The 17,452-nt window shown below is 38.9% G+C and carries 12 protein-coding genes; 2 read left to right on the top strand and 10 right to left on the bottom strand.

The genetic code is table 11. From position 1 onward, the window contains the following. The first annotated feature begins 190 nt into the window (after positions 1-190). Positions 191-1,525 (top strand): LCP family protein, encoded by a 1,335-nt coding sequence (locus Q5O24_01190; protein WKY47973.1) that lies wholly within the window; start codon positions 191-193, stop codon positions 1,523-1,525. A gap of 136 nt (positions 1,526-1,661) precedes the next feature. After that, positions 1,662-3,533 carry an LTA synthase family protein gene (locus tag Q5O24_01185; GenBank protein ID WKY47972.1) on the top strand — a complete coding sequence of 624 codons (1,872 nt, stop codon included), beginning with the start codon at positions 1,662-1,664 and terminating at the stop codon, positions 3,531-3,533. Positions 3,534-3,604: 71 nt separating this feature from the next. On the opposite strand, the gene Q5O24_01180 is transcribed toward Q5O24_01185, so the two are convergent. The 10 genes from Q5O24_01180 to Q5O24_01135 form a co-directional block, all read right to left on the bottom strand. Next, positions 3,605-3,949, bottom strand: a complete 345-nt coding sequence (locus tag Q5O24_01180) for an EamA family transporter (protein WKY47971.1) — start codon at positions 3,947-3,949, stop codon at positions 3,605-3,607. Beyond that, entirely contained in the window at positions 3,942-4,295 is a 354-nt protein-coding gene (locus Q5O24_01175; protein WKY47970.1) for a transporter, read from the bottom strand. Before Q5O24_01175 ends, Q5O24_01180 begins: the two co-directional genes overlap by 8 nt. Before the next feature lie 99 nt (positions 4,296-4,394). Next, a complete protein-coding gene (locus tag Q5O24_01170; protein WKY47969.1) occupies positions 4,395-5,336 on the bottom strand; it encodes a glycosyltransferase family 2 protein in 942 nt (313 codons plus the stop codon). A 95-nt stretch (positions 5,337-5,431) separates the two neighbouring features. Then, positions 5,432-7,129, bottom strand: coding sequence for a hypothetical protein (locus Q5O24_01165; GenBank protein WKY47968.1), 1,698 nt, complete (start codon positions 7,127-7,129; stop codon positions 5,432-5,434). Positions 7,130-7,164: 35 nt separating this feature from the next. After that, complete coding sequence (locus tag Q5O24_01160; GenBank protein ID WKY47967.1) at positions 7,165-9,345, bottom strand: hypothetical protein; 2,181 nt, start codon at positions 9,343-9,345, stop codon at positions 7,165-7,167. Positions 9,346-9,348: 3 nt separating this feature from the next. Then, positions 9,349-10,749 carry an undecaprenyl-phosphate glucose phosphotransferase gene (locus tag Q5O24_01155; protein ID WKY47966.1) on the bottom strand — a complete coding sequence of 467 codons (1,401 nt, stop codon included), beginning with the start codon at positions 10,747-10,749 and terminating at the stop codon, positions 9,349-9,351. A 47-nt stretch (positions 10,750-10,796) separates the two neighbouring features. Continuing rightward, positions 10,797-11,663, bottom strand: a complete 867-nt coding sequence (locus tag Q5O24_01150; GenBank protein ID WKY47965.1) for a glycosyltransferase family 2 protein — start codon at positions 11,661-11,663, stop codon at positions 10,797-10,799. Between the two features lie 67 nt (positions 11,664-11,730). Next, positions 11,731-12,708 carry a glycosyltransferase family 2 protein gene (locus tag Q5O24_01145; protein ID WKY47964.1) on the bottom strand — a complete coding sequence of 326 codons (978 nt, stop codon included), beginning with the start codon at positions 12,706-12,708 and terminating at the stop codon, positions 11,731-11,733. Positions 12,709-12,794: 86 nt separating this feature from the next. Then, complete coding sequence (locus Q5O24_01140; GenBank protein ID WKY47963.1) at positions 12,795-14,585, bottom strand: GBS Bsp-like repeat-containing protein; 1,791 nt, start codon at positions 14,583-14,585, stop codon at positions 12,795-12,797. A gap of 193 nt (positions 14,586-14,778) precedes the next feature. Further along, positions 14,779-17,355, bottom strand: a complete 2,577-nt coding sequence (locus Q5O24_01135) for a GBS Bsp-like repeat-containing protein (GenBank protein ID WKY47962.1) — start codon at positions 17,353-17,355, stop codon at positions 14,779-14,781. Positions 17,356-17,452 lie beyond the last annotated feature (97 nt).

The following is a 17,452-nucleotide window of genomic DNA, read 5'->3' as shown; positions in this document are numbered from 1 at the left end:
AAGAAAAAACCGTATTCAATTCCTTAAATTTATATTTTTAGTAAAATATTCAAACTTATAACGCTTAATCCTATATATTTTTTTTACAACAGGATACAAGTATGATATAATGATTTTCACTTATGGTCGAACACAACCATTAAATTATATGAGCATTTTCATGTTTCATAAATATCATAAGAGGTGCCCATTGAGCAAACAGAATAAAGGAGTGATTGGCAATCGGCGAAATCAGTCTTCACAGACTTCAGCCAGGCAATCCGGTAATGCAAAGCGGTCCATGTCAAATGACCGAACGACATCTACCAGACCCACCCGCGTCACTTCATCAAAAAAAAATACCAGCAGCAAATCAGTTAGAAAAAGAAAAAGTAGCAGTAACTTATTTAAAAAGTTTTTAAGAACCGCAATCCTCGTGTTAATCTGTTTAATCGGATCAGGGGTTTTAGTTAATGCTTTCTACTTGAATAATGTCAACTCCGGACTTTCTGGAAATTTACGCAAATATGGAATCAGCAGTACAGCAGCAGCTTATGCTAAAGACCATAAAATTGTTAATATTGCCGTTTTTGGAATCGACGGCCGCGAGGATGTAGAAGGTGACCGAACCGATACCATCATGATTGCCACCGCTGATTTTGAAAATGACGCACTTAAAGTGACCTCTCTTATGCGGGACACCTATGCTTATATTGATGAAGACTATGATTTCGATAAACTGAATGCCGCCTATGCTTATGGCGGCGCAGATCTGGCGATTCAAACCATTAACCAAAATTTCGATACGGCCATTACTGACTATATCACAGTTGATTTTACCTCCATGGTTACCATTGTCAATGCTGTCGGCGGAGTAACCATTGATATCGAAACAGAAGACGAGCTCTACTGGGTTAATGCTTATCTCGATGATGTTAATGCAAAAGTCGCAACCAGCTCTCCTTATCTTGAGGATACTGGTAGTCAAGTTGTCGATGGTTCTCAGGCTCTGGCTTATTGTCGGGTTCGATATGTCGGTGATGGAGATTTTGATCGGACACTAAGACAAAGGGTTGTCTTTGAACAGGCTGTTTCAAAAGCCCTTGATTTAAGTCCACAGCAGCAATACACTCTGCTGACAGAGTTAATGCCCTACATCGAGACTTCGCTTAGCACCTCTGAATTCCTTAAATATGGTCTAAACACCTTGTTAATGCATACACGCGAAATTGAACAGGCCCGTTTCCCTGCCGATGATGCGATGCTTCTTGATTATGTTGGGGATTCCTCATTTGTCATCCCCGACACTCTAGCCGACAACATTAAAGAGCTTTATGCTTTTATCTATAATGATGAAACATATGAGCCCTCCGAGCAGGCAGCTGCAATCAGCGAGCAAATTAAAGAAAACATCTATGGTGACAGCTATGATGATTACTACGACTACAGTGAAGACTACTCTTCAAATGATGACTCTTACGACACTACGGATGATTACTATTCCGAATCAAGTGGTCCTCCGGACAATTTCGATCCGGAGTATTAAACTTTTATACTTTTATATCGCCAATTTATAACCTGTTAAACACATGGACCCTGCACCTGCAATCGTAAGTTTTCTTTACTGCAGATGCAGGGTCACGTCTCTATTTTTAAATATCTGAGCATAGATTACCAATAGTATGAAAGATCGAGGAAATAATATGGATCCTTTTCTTAAACCAATAGAACTCCCTGACGCAGATAAAAGCAAACTCCGTTTGATCTGGATACTTATTTACCCTCTGCTTATCTGTTTTCTCACCGAGTGGATACAACGAGATAGTATTTATTCGCTAACTCTATGGATTCAGGAGCGTTCTGTCAATTTTTATCTGAACTATCTCTTAGTCCTTGCTCTGCTTTTGCTTTTTGTTGGTCTATTCTCGAAGATCTGGATTGCTTCGCTTTTTTCTGGACTCATACCACTTTGTTTTGCAATGATCAACAGTTTCAAACTCAACTTTCGTGATGAACCTTTATTGCCTTGGGATATTTTCCTGTCGAAAGAAGCCTTCAGTATCCACTCCAATCTGGAGCTTAAACTTGAACCTCGCCATTTCCTGATTTTTATTATCTTTTTTGGTATCTTAATCATTCCATTTTACCTTAGAAAAAGTGATCTTCTAGTCAGTCGAAATAGAAAGCTCTTGATCACAGGTTTTTCGCTAGCACTCATTTTCTCGTTGTTTCATTTTATCTTTCTAAACACTGGTAATCTGAACACTTTAAATATCTATGATAAATCATGGAATCAAACACTCAACTACGAAGAAAATGGTTTCTTAACAGGTTTTATGATTAATTCAAAAAACATCATCATTGAAAAACCTGACAATTATTCCTACGCCTCTGTTGAAACAGTTTTGGAGAATTATCCGGGCGAAAAAATTATGGCCAGCATATCATCCAAAAACTCAGCTGATACCGAGCCTAATATCATACTTATCATGAATGAATCGCTGTTTGACCCCACACAACTACAAAATGTCAGCTTTTCAACAAGCCCGGTTAGTCATATCAGCGCTATGCATGAGGGAAACCTCTTCGTCTCCCAATATGGTGGGGGAACTGCCAACACCGAGTTTGAGGTCCTGACCGGCAATAAAACCCTTTATCTGCCGGCCGGATCTGTCGCTTACCAGCAATATATAAAAGATGAAATTCCAGCACTTCCCTCCTTTTTAAAAGAATACGGCTATACAACTGTAGCCGTCCACCCATACAACAGTTGGTTCTGGAATCGAGATACCGTCTATCCCAATTTGGGCTTTGATTCTTTTATCGGTATGGATGAATTTGAAAACCCGGAAATTGCCGGCAATCTTATTTCTGACCAATCTGCTGTCAATCGTGTTATTGAAGAATTTGAAGATAACCAGAATACCAATAATCCTTTCTTCTGCTTCCTGGTCACGATGCAAAATCATTGCGGTTATGAGGATAAGAACTATGCTAATTACGATGTATCAGTCAGTTCCGATTCTTTAGATAAGGATTCTCTTAATATTCTTAACAACTATGTGCAGGGCGTATATGATGCTGACGCTGCTTATGGCGCGATTACCGATTATTTTAAAACTATCGATGAGCCGACTGTCATTGTGATGTTCGGAGACCACCTTCCTGGTCTTGGTGATGGATATGATCTATACCAGGATTTGGGTTTCATCAATAATGATGAGCTTGCCGGCGAAGATTATCTTAACCTTTATTCCACCCCTATTTCAGTCTATTCAAATACTGAGCTGATTGATCTTAAAGATTTGGGTCTGGTTGATGCCAACCTGCTTGGTATTGAAATTCTTGATCGCTGCGGATTCACCTTACCCTCCTACTGGTCTTTTCTGATAGATCAGCAGCAGGATTTTAACCAGAATAATTTTATCACCATTAACAGTGACGGAACTGTTGTTGAAGGGATCAGTGCTGAAACTGAAGACTTCAATCGCCAACAATGGCTGGTAGAATATGATATTCTTTTTGGTGAGAATTTCAATAACACGGTTAATTAACTATTATTCAAATTTTTCTATAAATCTTTCCATAAAAAAATCTGAGACCTAACGGCTTCAGATTTTTTCTTTTACAGAAATCCATATAAAAATATACCCAAGATAATCAGAATATTTCCCAGAATCTTTCTCCGACTTAGCTTCTCCTTAAGAATTAAAAGGCTTAATACTCCGATATAAATATAGCCGGTGGATTCAAGAACTGGCCCAATCGTTAACGGGACAACTCTGTATGCCATAGTCGTCATAAAAGCTGAAATAAAGAAAAATCCGTAGGCACCAATAACGTATGGATTTAAATATTCTTTCAAGCGTGATTCATAATGGATTAAAGCACTTTTTTTAAGGATAACCTGGGAAAGTGACGCAATCAGGACTGAAACTAAATATAATAAAAAATACATCCAATTACTCATCACTGACCACCAGATAAATACCGGCAACAATTACCGCTGCCCCCAAAATCATTCCCCATCGCAAGGTTTCGCCAAAAATAAAGCACCCCCAAATGATCCCCCATAAAATAACAATCGCTTTGTTGGCAAAGGCTACAGTTAGCGGAAACACTTTTAGGATCTGCTGCCAGAGAATTGCATATACAAACAGCACCATTAAAAACAGGCCATAAAAGAAAATAAATTCCATGGATAGAAAATCATATCCACTTGCCTTCTTTGAAAATATCCCTCCAATTGAGTAAAATAGCAGGCTCCCATGCAGGAAAAGATAATTTCGAAACTTTGTCATTTTTTCATTTGTCAAACTATAATGCTCCTTAATTATTTTCCACTTCTCTCGATAAAAATAAACTAAAACTATGGATTTTTACCTTCAAAGACACTCCTTAAAGATTCAGAGCACCTATTCAGATTTGTTTATTTCTTTCATCATATTCAGGTAACGCTCAAAATTATGTCGATGCTGCTTTTTAAGCACCTCTAAAATAACTCCGCTGAAATAAGAAATAATTGCAATCACCCACATACTCGTCACAACGATTAAGGTTGGATATCGGTCAACAAGGCCGGTTTCAAAATAGGTCTTAACAATCGGTACAAAGAATAGAGCGCCTAAAGCGATTAGCACCAAAGAAATCATTGAAAAAAACAGATAGGGCTTGGTATCTCGAAAGAGTGCTCCAATAGTCTTTAATACTTTATAACCATCAGAATAGGTATTTAGCTTAGATTCACTGCCTTCTGGCCGATCACGGTAATCAATCGGAACTTCAACAATCTTCATATTATTATCCAGTGCAAAAATTGTCATTTCCGTTTCAACTTCAAAACCCTTAGAGGTTACCGGAAAAGCCTTGACAAATTCTTTTGTGAAACCACGGGAACCTGTCATAATATCTTTCACATCTGCTTTAAATAGCGTGTTAATCAGTTTTCTAACCAGAACATTGCCAATATTGTGAAAAGGTCTCTTATTCTCCGTAAAGTAGGTGGAGGACAAACGATCTCCGATTGCCATATCTGCTTTTTTATCATAAATCCGCTTTTCCAGCTCCAGCGCAAACTCTGCCGGATAGGTATCATCCCCATCTGTCATAATATAACAATCGGCATCAATTTCCCGAAACATGGATCGTACCACATTGCCCTTACCTTGCCTGTACTCATAGCGAACGATCGCACCCGCGGCTCGAGCAATTTCATCGGTACCGTCTGAGGAATTGTTATCATAAACGTAAATTTCTGCGTGCGGCATCGTTACCTGATAGTCTTTGATCACTTTTTCTATCGTTTTCGATTCATTATAACAGGGTATAAGTATCGCCGTTTTTTTTCTTTTATCCATTTTATCACCTCTCATTTTATAATCAATTAATGTATCTCTATACAATTTTAGCAAAAGCTAATTCATCTCTTATTCTTTCCTTTGCTTCTCCTATTTTAATTGTATTTTTTTAGGGGTAAAAAACTGCTCTCATTTATAATTTCTGAAAATAGATATGCTCCCAATAACTCAACTAGCATCAACAGCGGCACCAATCCAACACTATAAAACTTTAATATGGTCCAATCATACTCCACCCCATCCAAAAGAAATTCTGCAAACCATGCAATTGCATAGGCATAGATTACAGAGATACCAACCAGGGCACAAATCATCAGGCAAGTAAAAATATATACTGCCTCCTTTTCCTGATTTGTTTTTTTTCTGATTATTTGAATGACTATAAAAATCATACTAAAAATGCAAAGTATTAACAAGACTGGATTGAGCAAGGCATATATTTTGAAAATAATTTTAACCAACTGATTAGCCATGTAATAATCAGTTTCAGATTCAGACGTCATTATTTTCTCATTGATAAGTTCTTCAACAGAATCAATCGACTCCGGATCCTCGTATTCCCATAATTGACCACCAGGTTGGTATCCCCTTAAAAATACAGTCGCAAAATATTCTTGTTTAACAATACCAGTCAATTGCAGAATTTCCTCAATCGTTCTGCCCCCGCCAGAGGAAGAAATCTGTATTTTAGGATCTTCTTCCAGCAGATTGCTTTGAAACGCTTCTTCGAGTTCATTATTTACTTGTTCAAACAATTCTTCAATTTGAACTTCGTTTTCCCATATACCAGTATTTAAAAGCGCGGTCCTTAATACCCATGTTAAAAAATCGCCTTCGATGGGACTTTCATCAATCCCACCCACCAGCCAGGGCGAATTGAAAATTGCGTCTTTTAATTCCGGATACTGTTTCAATGTTTTTGATACTTTAAATGCCTTATCAATACTGTCCTTTGGCGCCCAATGAATCGGATCACGAATATCAGACTTTATTTTATAGATATTACTTACAAATTCTCCCAGCGCTCCTTCTGTCCTGGTATTAATTTCAGCGACTCCAAAATAATGCTCGTTAAGCATCTTATAAGCATTCGTACCAGCAACAAAAATCATAACAGGTAAAAGCAATGTTATTATAACAAGGACGACTCTTTTGGGTGCCAGCTCCGTTTTTTTATATCGAAAATATCGATATATTGCAATTGCCGCCGAAACAAAAATTGCTAAGCATAAACAAGGTAACAGCCACACCCCATCTTCTTTCAAGTAAAATGTAAAAGTAAAAATAAAACCTAATAGAAGACTGGACACAAAAATATTCCATGCTGATATCTTTTTATACTTTAACAGTTTGAAAACAATTAAGATCATCAATGAAAAGGTGATTACTACGAATGGTGCAATGAGAGCATTGCGATATAATCGAGTCCCTAACCAGTTATCAAAGGCAGATGGGGTAAATAGCGTAAAAAGATAGACAAAAGTTAAAAAGACGCGATTGTCTGAAACAACTTTAAATACCCTAACCAGTAATAAGGCCGCAACAACCCAGATAAGTGCCATAACCATTGAATAACTCAAGCCTGTTAAGTGAACAAAATTCAAAAAAAGCGGATAGCTCATGGTTTTCACCAGCGACCAGATATCAGGGAACAAGAAATGCGCTGTTAAATCAGCATAATTAATAAGCAGCTGATCATCATACACATCACTGGCTTTATACCATACACTTAATTTCAGTGAAAGAAATATTCTTACAAAAGTTGCCAGCAACATAATATATAACTCTGGCATCTTCAAAAACTTAAAGGTGTCCTTTTCTATTTTCACTAACTTTTTCCATCCCCATCGCTATATTTGACCTGGTAAATATAGTAACCGTTAGCAGAGCTTAATTCCGTAAACCAAACCTGATCTGTTGCCAGTTCCTCAAGCTTTCTGGTCGTTAAAACATATTTCACACTCAGCAATTCCAACTGTTCTACATTTAATTTAACCGTAAAACAGTCAGGAGAGGTAAGTTCAAATAAGGTTTCACTGTTATGATCGACTAAGTTCATACTAATATGGGCATACCGATTATAGATTTCTATATCTGAGCGGTCCGGATCCAACAACTCCCAACGCTCCAAATCAGGATAAACATTGGTCGAGTTAATGGTCGGCGCACCGGCCATGATTGGCATATTAATAAGCGGCATACCCGTTACATTACCTGAATCAAAAATCCACAAACCCTCATCATTTTCAGCAATATTCTGGATTTCAGAGATAATTTCCTGCTGATAAATAACATCTACCCCGCTACTGATAGGGTTAATAAACATTCCGGAAATGAAGGTAACAGTGAGACTAATTGCCAGGAAGGCTTTTTTAGCCCAAACTTTTCTACCATTAAATATGACATAGAAAGCACCTGCCAAAGAGGCTAGAACAAGAATCACTAATTTTGTTCCCAGATATCCTTCATAATAATAGCTTGCTGCCAGCGTCATTACTGTACTCAGTAATATTGCTCCAATAACCGCAATACCCTTGTTAATCTCTTGCTCCACCAAAGAAAGTGTTCTGATTAATATTAATATATTTAAGTATCCCACTGCCAAAAATGTCCGGATCGCCTGAGTATAGCTCAATAAAGTAATTTTCGCCAACCAGTCCGGCCATTCAAATGTGCACCATAGGGTGAGAATTACTGTCGTTAACAGCATCATAATAAGCGTAAAATCTCTTTTCCGCTCTTTAAACAAAACCCAAAAACTTAAAATAATTCCCATCGGGAAAAAATCAAAAAATACAGACCACTCACAGGTATTGAGATATGGCAGTATTTTTGATGAAATACCAAAAAATAATGTTCCCGGGTATAAGAAAAATCGATGTCCTTCACCACCACCTGTTTCAAAACGCTGCCCAGGATAAGCTGTTCCAAATATCGTTGTAATTGTATCGAGGGATTTTGTTAATACATAGCCCATTCCCAGTCCAAGAAAAACCAAAACCATCAGCAAAATGATAAAATCCCTTTTTCCCCATTGAAACTGCTTCCAATTTTCATGTACAATCCCTGCACATAAAACTAAAAAGACGTAAGCCAGGGGAACCTGCCAGGAAGGATAAAATGTTAACACATATCCACCTGCACAGACTAGTATCACCAGCGCATAGAAACTTCGCCAATAGTAATTATTTGTCTTCATATATAAGGCAATCATCAGCAATGCCAATTGTCCAAAAACAAGCATCTCAACTAATCCATTTATTGCAAACCACCATTGAACAATCGGCGCCCAGGTGATTAATACGGCATATGTTACAGCAAGAGTTTTATTCTTTTTTGTAAAAAGCATTCCATACTCAAAGGAAACCATAAACAGAGCAATCAATCGCCCCATCCAGAAAAATGAAAGGCCTTTTGCTTGAGATAAAAATAAATAACCCCAATGAAAAGGTCTGAAAATAACAGCCGGATCAAGAACCGGCTGACCGTAAATTATAAAAGCATCAGTCAAAGCTCCTCGAATGGTTTCACTAAAATAGGGAAATACGCCGCTCCCATTGAGATACTGGGAAAAAATCATCGGTGTATAGACTGCCCACTCATCACTTCGTATCAGTCTTGGTATTCCAATAATTGTCTCAGAAACAACCGTCGATCCCTGAAAGTAATTGCTCCAGCATTGAATCGATGAGCCATGAATTTCCAGGGCAACTAGAATTAAAAAGACACATCCCGCAAGCGGATATCGAAATTGATATAATCGTTGACCCATTTTTTTTAAACTATAAATTTTTCCACATATTATAATGATCATAAAAATACTCAGAATACAAAGAACACGTAACCAATCGGCACTGCTGACAAAGGAGGCCAGAACGCCGGGAGTCAGAATACCATCTGTCGGTATTTTGTTTTCAAGTATCATAAAGTATAATTCCATTACAATCGAAATAGTGACTGCCATGAAAATCATTAAAATAATTGTCAAAGCACTATTCTTTTTTCTCAATTTTTAATACCCGCTTTCAAACACTGCCTTAAAGGTCATCACAAAAATCTTTAAATCAAACCACAGTGACCACTTTTCAATATATTCAATGTCACATTCAATCCGTTTATGAATCGAGGTATCTCCACGCCAGCCCTTAACCTGGGCCCAACCTGTAATCCCGGGTCGGACATGGTGCTTAATCATGTACTTGGGAATTTCATCCTTAAACTGACTAACATAATGGGGACGCTCCGGTCTGGGACCTACAATACTCATATCCCCTTTCAATACGTTAAAAAACTGGGGCAGTTCATCGATACTTGTTTTCCTGATGAAACTTCCAAATCTAGTTTTTCTGGGATCATCTTCAGTCGTCCAGCCAACATCACCGGTTTTTGTAGAATCTTCAGTCCTCATTGATCTGAATTTATAAATAAAAAACTCTTTTCGGGCCATTCCAACTCGTACCTGTTTGTAGATAATGGGACCTGGTGAAGTAACCTTTACCAGAATTGCTGCTACCAGCATAATTGGTGACACCAGAATTAAAATCAGGATGGATAAAATAATATCACCTAATCTTTTGATAAACTTATTCAGCGGCTTATCCAGCGGAATATAACGGGTGTTGATTAAGGGTATTCCATCCAGTTCGTCAAAGTAAGCCTTTGTTCCCTGAATCAGATGAAAGTAATCTGGGATAATCTGGGTTTTTATCCCCTGATACTCGCAGATATCGATCACTTCGTCAATCCGTTTAAAACTTGTATTGGGAAGGGCAATGATCACCTCATCAACCCGATATTCCTCAAGTATTTCATTCATTTCTTTGGTGGTTCCCAGGACTGGGATACCATTTCGTTCAGTTTTATGATAATAATCATCTACATAGCCGGAAATCTTATAGCCTAGTTGTCGGTCCCCCATAATTTTCGATGCAAAAGCATTGCCCAAAGAACCCGCGCCTACTATAATAACATACTTGATGTTAAAACCGCGTTCTCTTGCCATTCTCAATATTTTTCTGATCCCGCCCCGCTCTAACGTCATAAAAAAAACTGAACTTAACAAAAACATTCCCAGCATAATTCGAGAAAAGTGAATGCTTTTCTGGGCAAAAAGAATGGACATCAAGAGGGCAATCCCTACAATATTTGCCATAATAATTTCCCGGAATTCTTTAAAAAAGTGCTGTCTCCGATAGGGCTTATAAAGTCCAAAAATTAGAAACAGACTAAAGTACAGGGGCAAAATAAATATCAGTAAACCCATATAAGCCTGGAAATTCATGGTCCGTACCCCATCCGTAAAAAAAGGCGAAACAAACCGCAGATACCATGCTAATAAAAGGGAACCCGTGATCACCAGCATATCAAAAACAACCAATATGAAATTAAAAAATCGTTGATTACTTTTTATCATCCCGTTCCCTCCATCAATCCCAGTGCTTTTTCACAAAATTTATGTTGTTAGCGTCGCCATCGGTTTTTAAACAAAGCAATGTGTTTTAAAAAAGCAGTCCCATTTAGAACGACCCATTTAGTCAAGCCATTATATTTATTTTGATAGTGCTTTTCAAAAAATATCCCCATAGAATCATAAAAAGCTTCAATGACTTTAGGATTTCTTTTCCCAATCCCACTGGCCTTTTTATGATGAAATATCCGTACTTCAGGATAATACATAATCTGATAATCAGCCTCTTTAATCCGATAACACCAATCGATATCTTCTCCGTACATAAAAAAATCCTCATCAAGAAGGCCAACCGTATCGATCACTTTTCTGGGTAGCAGCATAAACGCACCCATAATACAGTCAACCGAACAGGTTTTATTTTCATTTACATAGGTCAGATTATAGGCGCCAAAACGCTGACTGTCAGGGAAAGCATCATCCAACCGCAGTTGATGATAGATTCCGTTCATTGGAGTAGGAAAACTTCTTTTGCAGGACGGATCCAGCTTTCCGTTTTTTAAAACCACTTTGCATCCCAGAGCCCCAATATTTTTATGATCCCTGATAAAAGCTAATGACTGCTTAAGTGTATTAAACTCAACAATAGTATCCGAATTCAGCAGCAGCACATAGTCCCCGGAAGAACTTTTTATTCCCTGATTATTGGCTTTTGAAAAGCCCAGATTTTCTTTATTCTCAATCACTTTAATGTCTGGAAACCGGTTCTTGATAACTTCAATACTGCCGTCATCTGAGGCATTATCAATACAGATAATTTCCAGGTCTATATTTTTAAGATTGCTTTTCAACACCGAGTCGATACAGTTAGAAGTCAATTCCAAAGTTTTATAATGTACTATTATAATTGATAAATCCATCGTATTCCTTTCAACGTCAAAGACATTACATTATACCATAACGTTACATTTTTTTAAAGAAAGGACTCTATTTACCGAACTTAACAAGTACTTGCCTGGGCAAATTCATCATCATCAAACCCTGGATTCGAAGATAGTTAAATAGGTTTCCCACCTTGAATTTCACTTTATTAACATTATCAAGGCTTTTAAAGCCTTCTTTTACCCCTTCAATATATGACTTTCCATAACCGCCAGCAGAAAACCGCGCCCACTTAATCAAAAAACCAATGAATAAGAAGGGGCTGTTTAAAATCAGCTGTAAAAGCGGCATGTTTTTATATGCCAGATAAACGTTATTTCTAGCTGATATCTTCACCTTGAAGGGACTGTATTTCTGACCATCCGCTGTCGTGGCACTGCCAATATGGTAGCAGACCGCTTCCGGTGCATAATAATTGGAATAACCGTTGATCAGTCCGCGATAGGAAAGATCAACATCCTCAAGGTAAGCAAAAAACGACTCATCAAACAGACCTATTTCATTTAATACTGAGCGGCGATAAATCGCTGCCCCGGCACAGGAACTAAAAACCTGGGTGGATTCTTCATAGGACTCCACCGCCTTCCCATCCCCGCGTTTGTAGGCCCAGCCAAAAATATTATAGAAATCACCGGTGTCATCCAGCTTATCCCGTTCATAATATCGGATCATTTTAGAGCTCACGGAAAATGCATCCCGTCTTTTTAAAATATGCTTATACAGCGCATGAACAAATTCCGGCTCCACAACGACATCATTATTCAGTAAAAGACAAAATTTCCCTTTACTCGCACAGATCCCTCTGTTTACAGACTTGGCAAAGCCATAATTCTGCTGATTCTCAATCAGTTTAACCTGATGATATTTTTTAATAATCTCCCGGCTCTGATCTGATGAACAATCGTCCACCACAATAATTTCCATTGTATCGTTATAGCACTGTTGCAGTAAACTATCGATACAGTTGGCAATATACTTTTCTCCATTAAAATTTGGAATGATAATTGAAACGTCTATACCCATTCTTCTTCCCTTGTTAAAAATTTCAGCCTATTATACCACATTCTTTAAAAATATTCTTGTTCAGATTTAATAAGTTTCCATATTTTTCATCGATTACTATACGGATTGTGAAAATTGATCCAAATTTCTGGATTGACACAGGCATCATCAGCATTGGCAATGGCCCCAAAGTGGAGGTGTGGACCATAGGCATTATCCACATAAATTTTCTGGCTGTTATAGCCCGACCCTCCGACCGAACCAATAACCTGGCCTTCCGAAACAGTCTGTCCGACACTAACGTTAATCTCCTGCAGATGACCATAAAAGAATGATACCGATTCACCATACCTGTCTACCGTTCTGATTCTAATGTAGCGGCCATAACCCATAAAATATCCGGCTTTTTCCACCACACCATTGCAAACTGAATAACATTTTGCGTAGTAGGGAGCCGGTATATCAACTCCTTCATGAATATCACCCCATCTTGGCCCAAACCAGTCAGTCGGATCTGAGGCATTTGGTTTGTAGCTTTTGCTGACCGGATAGGCAAAAAAACCATAGAGTGTTCTGGTATCCTGAGTAATCACTTTGTTACTGCAAGTTTGATATTCCATTCCCCCCTCCTGATTCTGAATATAACCATGCGTTGGAAATGTATCTACTACATGATTATATTTTTCCAGATCAATTGTTGCCTCCCAGGTATTGTCACCAAGATATGAAGCCAGCTCAAAGTGCAGGTCATCCTGTCCGCCATCTAGACTCCAGGTAGGCAGAAAAACCGCATTAACACCCTTGCTGCTGGAGACATCTTTTATCCTGACTTTATAAATATTATCGAGAACAGCCTTATCATATTCAATAATCGGTGTGGCCTTCTCAACCGAAAGACTTTCTGCCCCAACCGAAATTATTTCATTTTCTCTACCATAAACATATGTATGAACACTATATTTCCCAGTTTCGAAGTTATGCTCTTCAAGTTTGACCTCAGCCTGATACTCATTTCCGACTTTTGTCCCCGCCAGCCATTTAATTTCATCCTGACCGTTACGTTCTGTCCAAACAGCAAAATATACGTCCTTAACCCCCGCTTTTGTGGAAAGATTAGCGGTTGAAACGGTAAATCTCATATTTTCTGTATCAGGTGATAGATTACTGCTCACAGACTCCGTCAAAAATGGGTTATCAATAGTTTCTTTTGTCTGTCCAAGAAAATTTAAATTTCCATCTAAATCTTTTAAATAAATATGACTTAAATATCGATCATAGCTTTTTTGGTAGTTTGAAAGATTGATACTGACTTTCCAGCTGTTTGCACCGATATAATCCGCCTTTTCCCAGCGTATATCATCCTGACCTCCGCTTTCACTCCAGGTCGGGATTAAGACCTCTTGGACACCATTAATGCTATTGACTCCCGAAAAGAAAATATTATATTGATCACCTATAACCGTTTGATCATCAATCTGAAAATTTGTTTTTTCTTTTTGAAACTGTTTGGTCAGTACAGGCAGAATAGTCCCATCCCTTTTTGCGATATAACAATGGATATGATACATTCCGGTTTCAAAATGATGGTCGCTGATTGAAACCTTAAGCGCATACTCACCATCACTCTGCAATTCACCATTGTACCAGATTATATCATCCTGACCATTTCTTTCTGTCCAGACAGGAAAAGTGACTGTGTTAATATTTTCTTCATCGCTCAAGCCAACTGTTTTGACCTGAAACTGATTGCCTCCAGCTTCACTGATTACAAGACTATAACTGTTTTCTGTCTCAATTACTTCTGAAGTGATATCCCCTGCATCAGTTTCAATCGCTAAAACAGACCCCGTTAAAAATAACGTAAAAACAATAATCATCGGCAATATTTTTTTTATCACCTTTATTTCATTCCTCACTGACAGCGTTCTCCTTTATTTCAAGAATTATTCATTAAAGCTATTTAAATATATGACTGTCACATAATTTTTATCGTCTAAAAAACAAACTTTTTTCTTGACCCAATTCATACGAAAAAATGCCGCCCTTGCCAGAGGAACAAATTATGTTCCCCGCAAGGCCACGGCATTGATGCTATTCCATTATGTCCTTAATTTTATTTTTCAGTTTAATTCCATAATTAGGGTCAGAGGCCCAGCCTGTTCCGTAAGGATTATTAGGAATACTTAACCAGTAAAGATATTCGGCTTTTCCACGCAGCTTTTCATTCCATCGCGGATCAACGTTCTCATTGGTCAGGTCTTTATCGTTAGCGTAGCATTTTAAATGCTGAATATGTCCACGGATTCCCATTTGAATCCCGGTTTTATCATCTCCGTAAGCTTTAGCAAAATCGAATCCGCCAGTTCCACCATCTACAGCACCCAGACCTGCAAAATTAAATTGCGTCACCTTTACCTGTCCACCATACTGAAGATAGCCGGTTTCCAGTAGCATCTGAGCAAAGGCCACTTCCGGTCGGATTCCTTCCGCCACAGCTTCATCGTAATACAGCTGGCAGAAAGTCTCTAAATCCACTCCACGCTCAATATACAGCGCCGGAAAAGTCTTCCCGCTGTCTTCATAAGCTTCAACCAGCTGATCAACGGTCACCTGCGGATCGCCCGCAATCGGTATAAGCTCAGGCATTTCCTCTGTTGCCGCGCCTAAAAATACAATCGAACCATCGGTTTCCACTCCATAAACATGGAAATGATAGTTTCCGATATCACCGTTATGGTCATCGACATCAACTATCAGTTCATAGGTCTCCTCATCGATTTCCTCGGCCTTATACCAGACCAGATCGTCCTGCCCATTTACTTCACTCCATGTTGGTACCAGAATTTCTTTTATTCCGTTGGGGGCAACGACCCCTTCAATAGAGACCGTCATTTCCTTACCCAAAAGACTGGCTGAAACTGAATCGGCTATCATTTCCTCTGGTACTTCTTCCGGCGCTTCCACACTGCTTACATCAATCGTTTTTGTAGCCAACAAGACGTACTCGCCGTCATTATCAACGCCATAACAGTGGATATTATACACACCACTATCCCCTTTATGGTCCTTAATATCAATGGTCAGCTGATAAGATCCGTCACTCTGCTTTTTCGCCTCGTACCAGATTAAATCATCCTGTCCGTCTTTATCACTCCAGGTCGGAACCAGTAATCGCGCCAAACCATTAGGGGCCGAAATCCCACCGAGTTTAACTGTAATTTCAGAACCAGATAGTTCAACCTGTACCGTACTGGCTGCCATTATTGTCCCAACTTGTACCGTTTCCGCTCCTAAAAAGGTCGTCGTTCCATAATTATCAACACCATAGCAGTGAATAATATATTTGCCTGTTGTCTGCTTGTGATCAGCCGTATCGATTTCCACTTTGTAACTGCCATCACTCTGTTTTTTCGCCTCATACCAAACCAGGTCATCCTGTCCGTCTTTTTCACTCCAGGTTGGTACTAAAACTTTAGTCAATCCATTTGGCGATGTTATTCCAGTTAGTGATACACTGATAATTCCATCTTCAGCTGTAGCAGTGACCGCTTCAGCTGACATTGGATCGGACCTCGACTCCCCAATAGTTGCCGCAGTTGAGCCGAGGAAAGTCGTTTTACCCGATTTATCCTCACCATAACAGTGGATTAAATAATTGCCACTATCGCCATTATGTTTGCTTATATCAATTTCCACTTTATAGGAACCATCGCTCTGTTTGATACCCTTATACCAGAACAGATCATCCTGCCCACCTTTTTCACTCCAGGTCGGAAAGTAGATATTGCTGATTCCGTTAGGAGCTGTTATCCCACTGACTGTAGCCGTAATCGTCTGATTGCTGACCTTAGCACTCACTGAATCGGCAGTCATTGGTTGAACAATAGCCATCCATTCATTGATAGCTGCCAGAATCTGATCCGCCATTTTCTGTTGATTGGAAGCATTTGTAAGTTTCTGAGCTTCCGAACTATTTGAAAGATAACCCGCTTCAATCAGTACTGAAGGCATACTGGTTTTTCTGGTAATGGCATCATCCCGTTCAATAATCCGACCATTGGACGGAACATAACCCAGGTTTTTGAAATATGAATTAAACAAGACTGCCAAATCTTTGGATTCCACTGCAATCGCTGGCGGTGTACTGTCTAAATCTGCAGAAACTCCACCGGACCAAAGCCCATAAGCCTGATAAATCCCATCATTATCAACAGAAGGATGATAGCTGGACCAATAAAGTTCAACCCCGCTGCTGGAAGAAGATCCAGAATTATGATGAATACTGATTAGAAGGTCTGCGTCTATTTCATTGGCAGTATTGCAGATTGTCGTGGAGTATACATTATAATCCGGGACACTGGACAAAAGCGTAGGAAGACCCGGGTTGTTGGGAATCGGATGACTTAACATGGCGTTATAGCCGGCATTTCTCAACGTTGTTACAACCTTGATAGCTAAAGCGTTATTCACATCCACTTCCCGGATTCCCAGAGATGAGTTCACCGCTCCGGGATCTACCCCATCCAAATGTCCGGGATTAACCACAATTGTCGCCCCGCTGGCCTGCACTGTCTGACTTGCACTGTATTGAGGCAGTATCACCGCAATTAACGTAATTAAAATAATTGGAATGAGCCATTGCCGCTTCATTCCCTTTGTCGTATTCACTTTTATTCTCCTTTATTATATTAATGGTTAATTGCAAATTATTTTACTTAAGCGCAGGCATTGCCTTATTCTTCCGATCCTTTTTGCAATTACTATC

It is taken from the genome of Eubacteriaceae bacterium ES3 (genome assembly GCA_030586155.1).
Classification (GTDB): Bacteria; Bacillota; Clostridia; order Eubacteriales; family Eubacteriaceae; genus Acetobacterium.
This window is presented reverse-complemented; position numbering and strand designations above follow the sequence as displayed.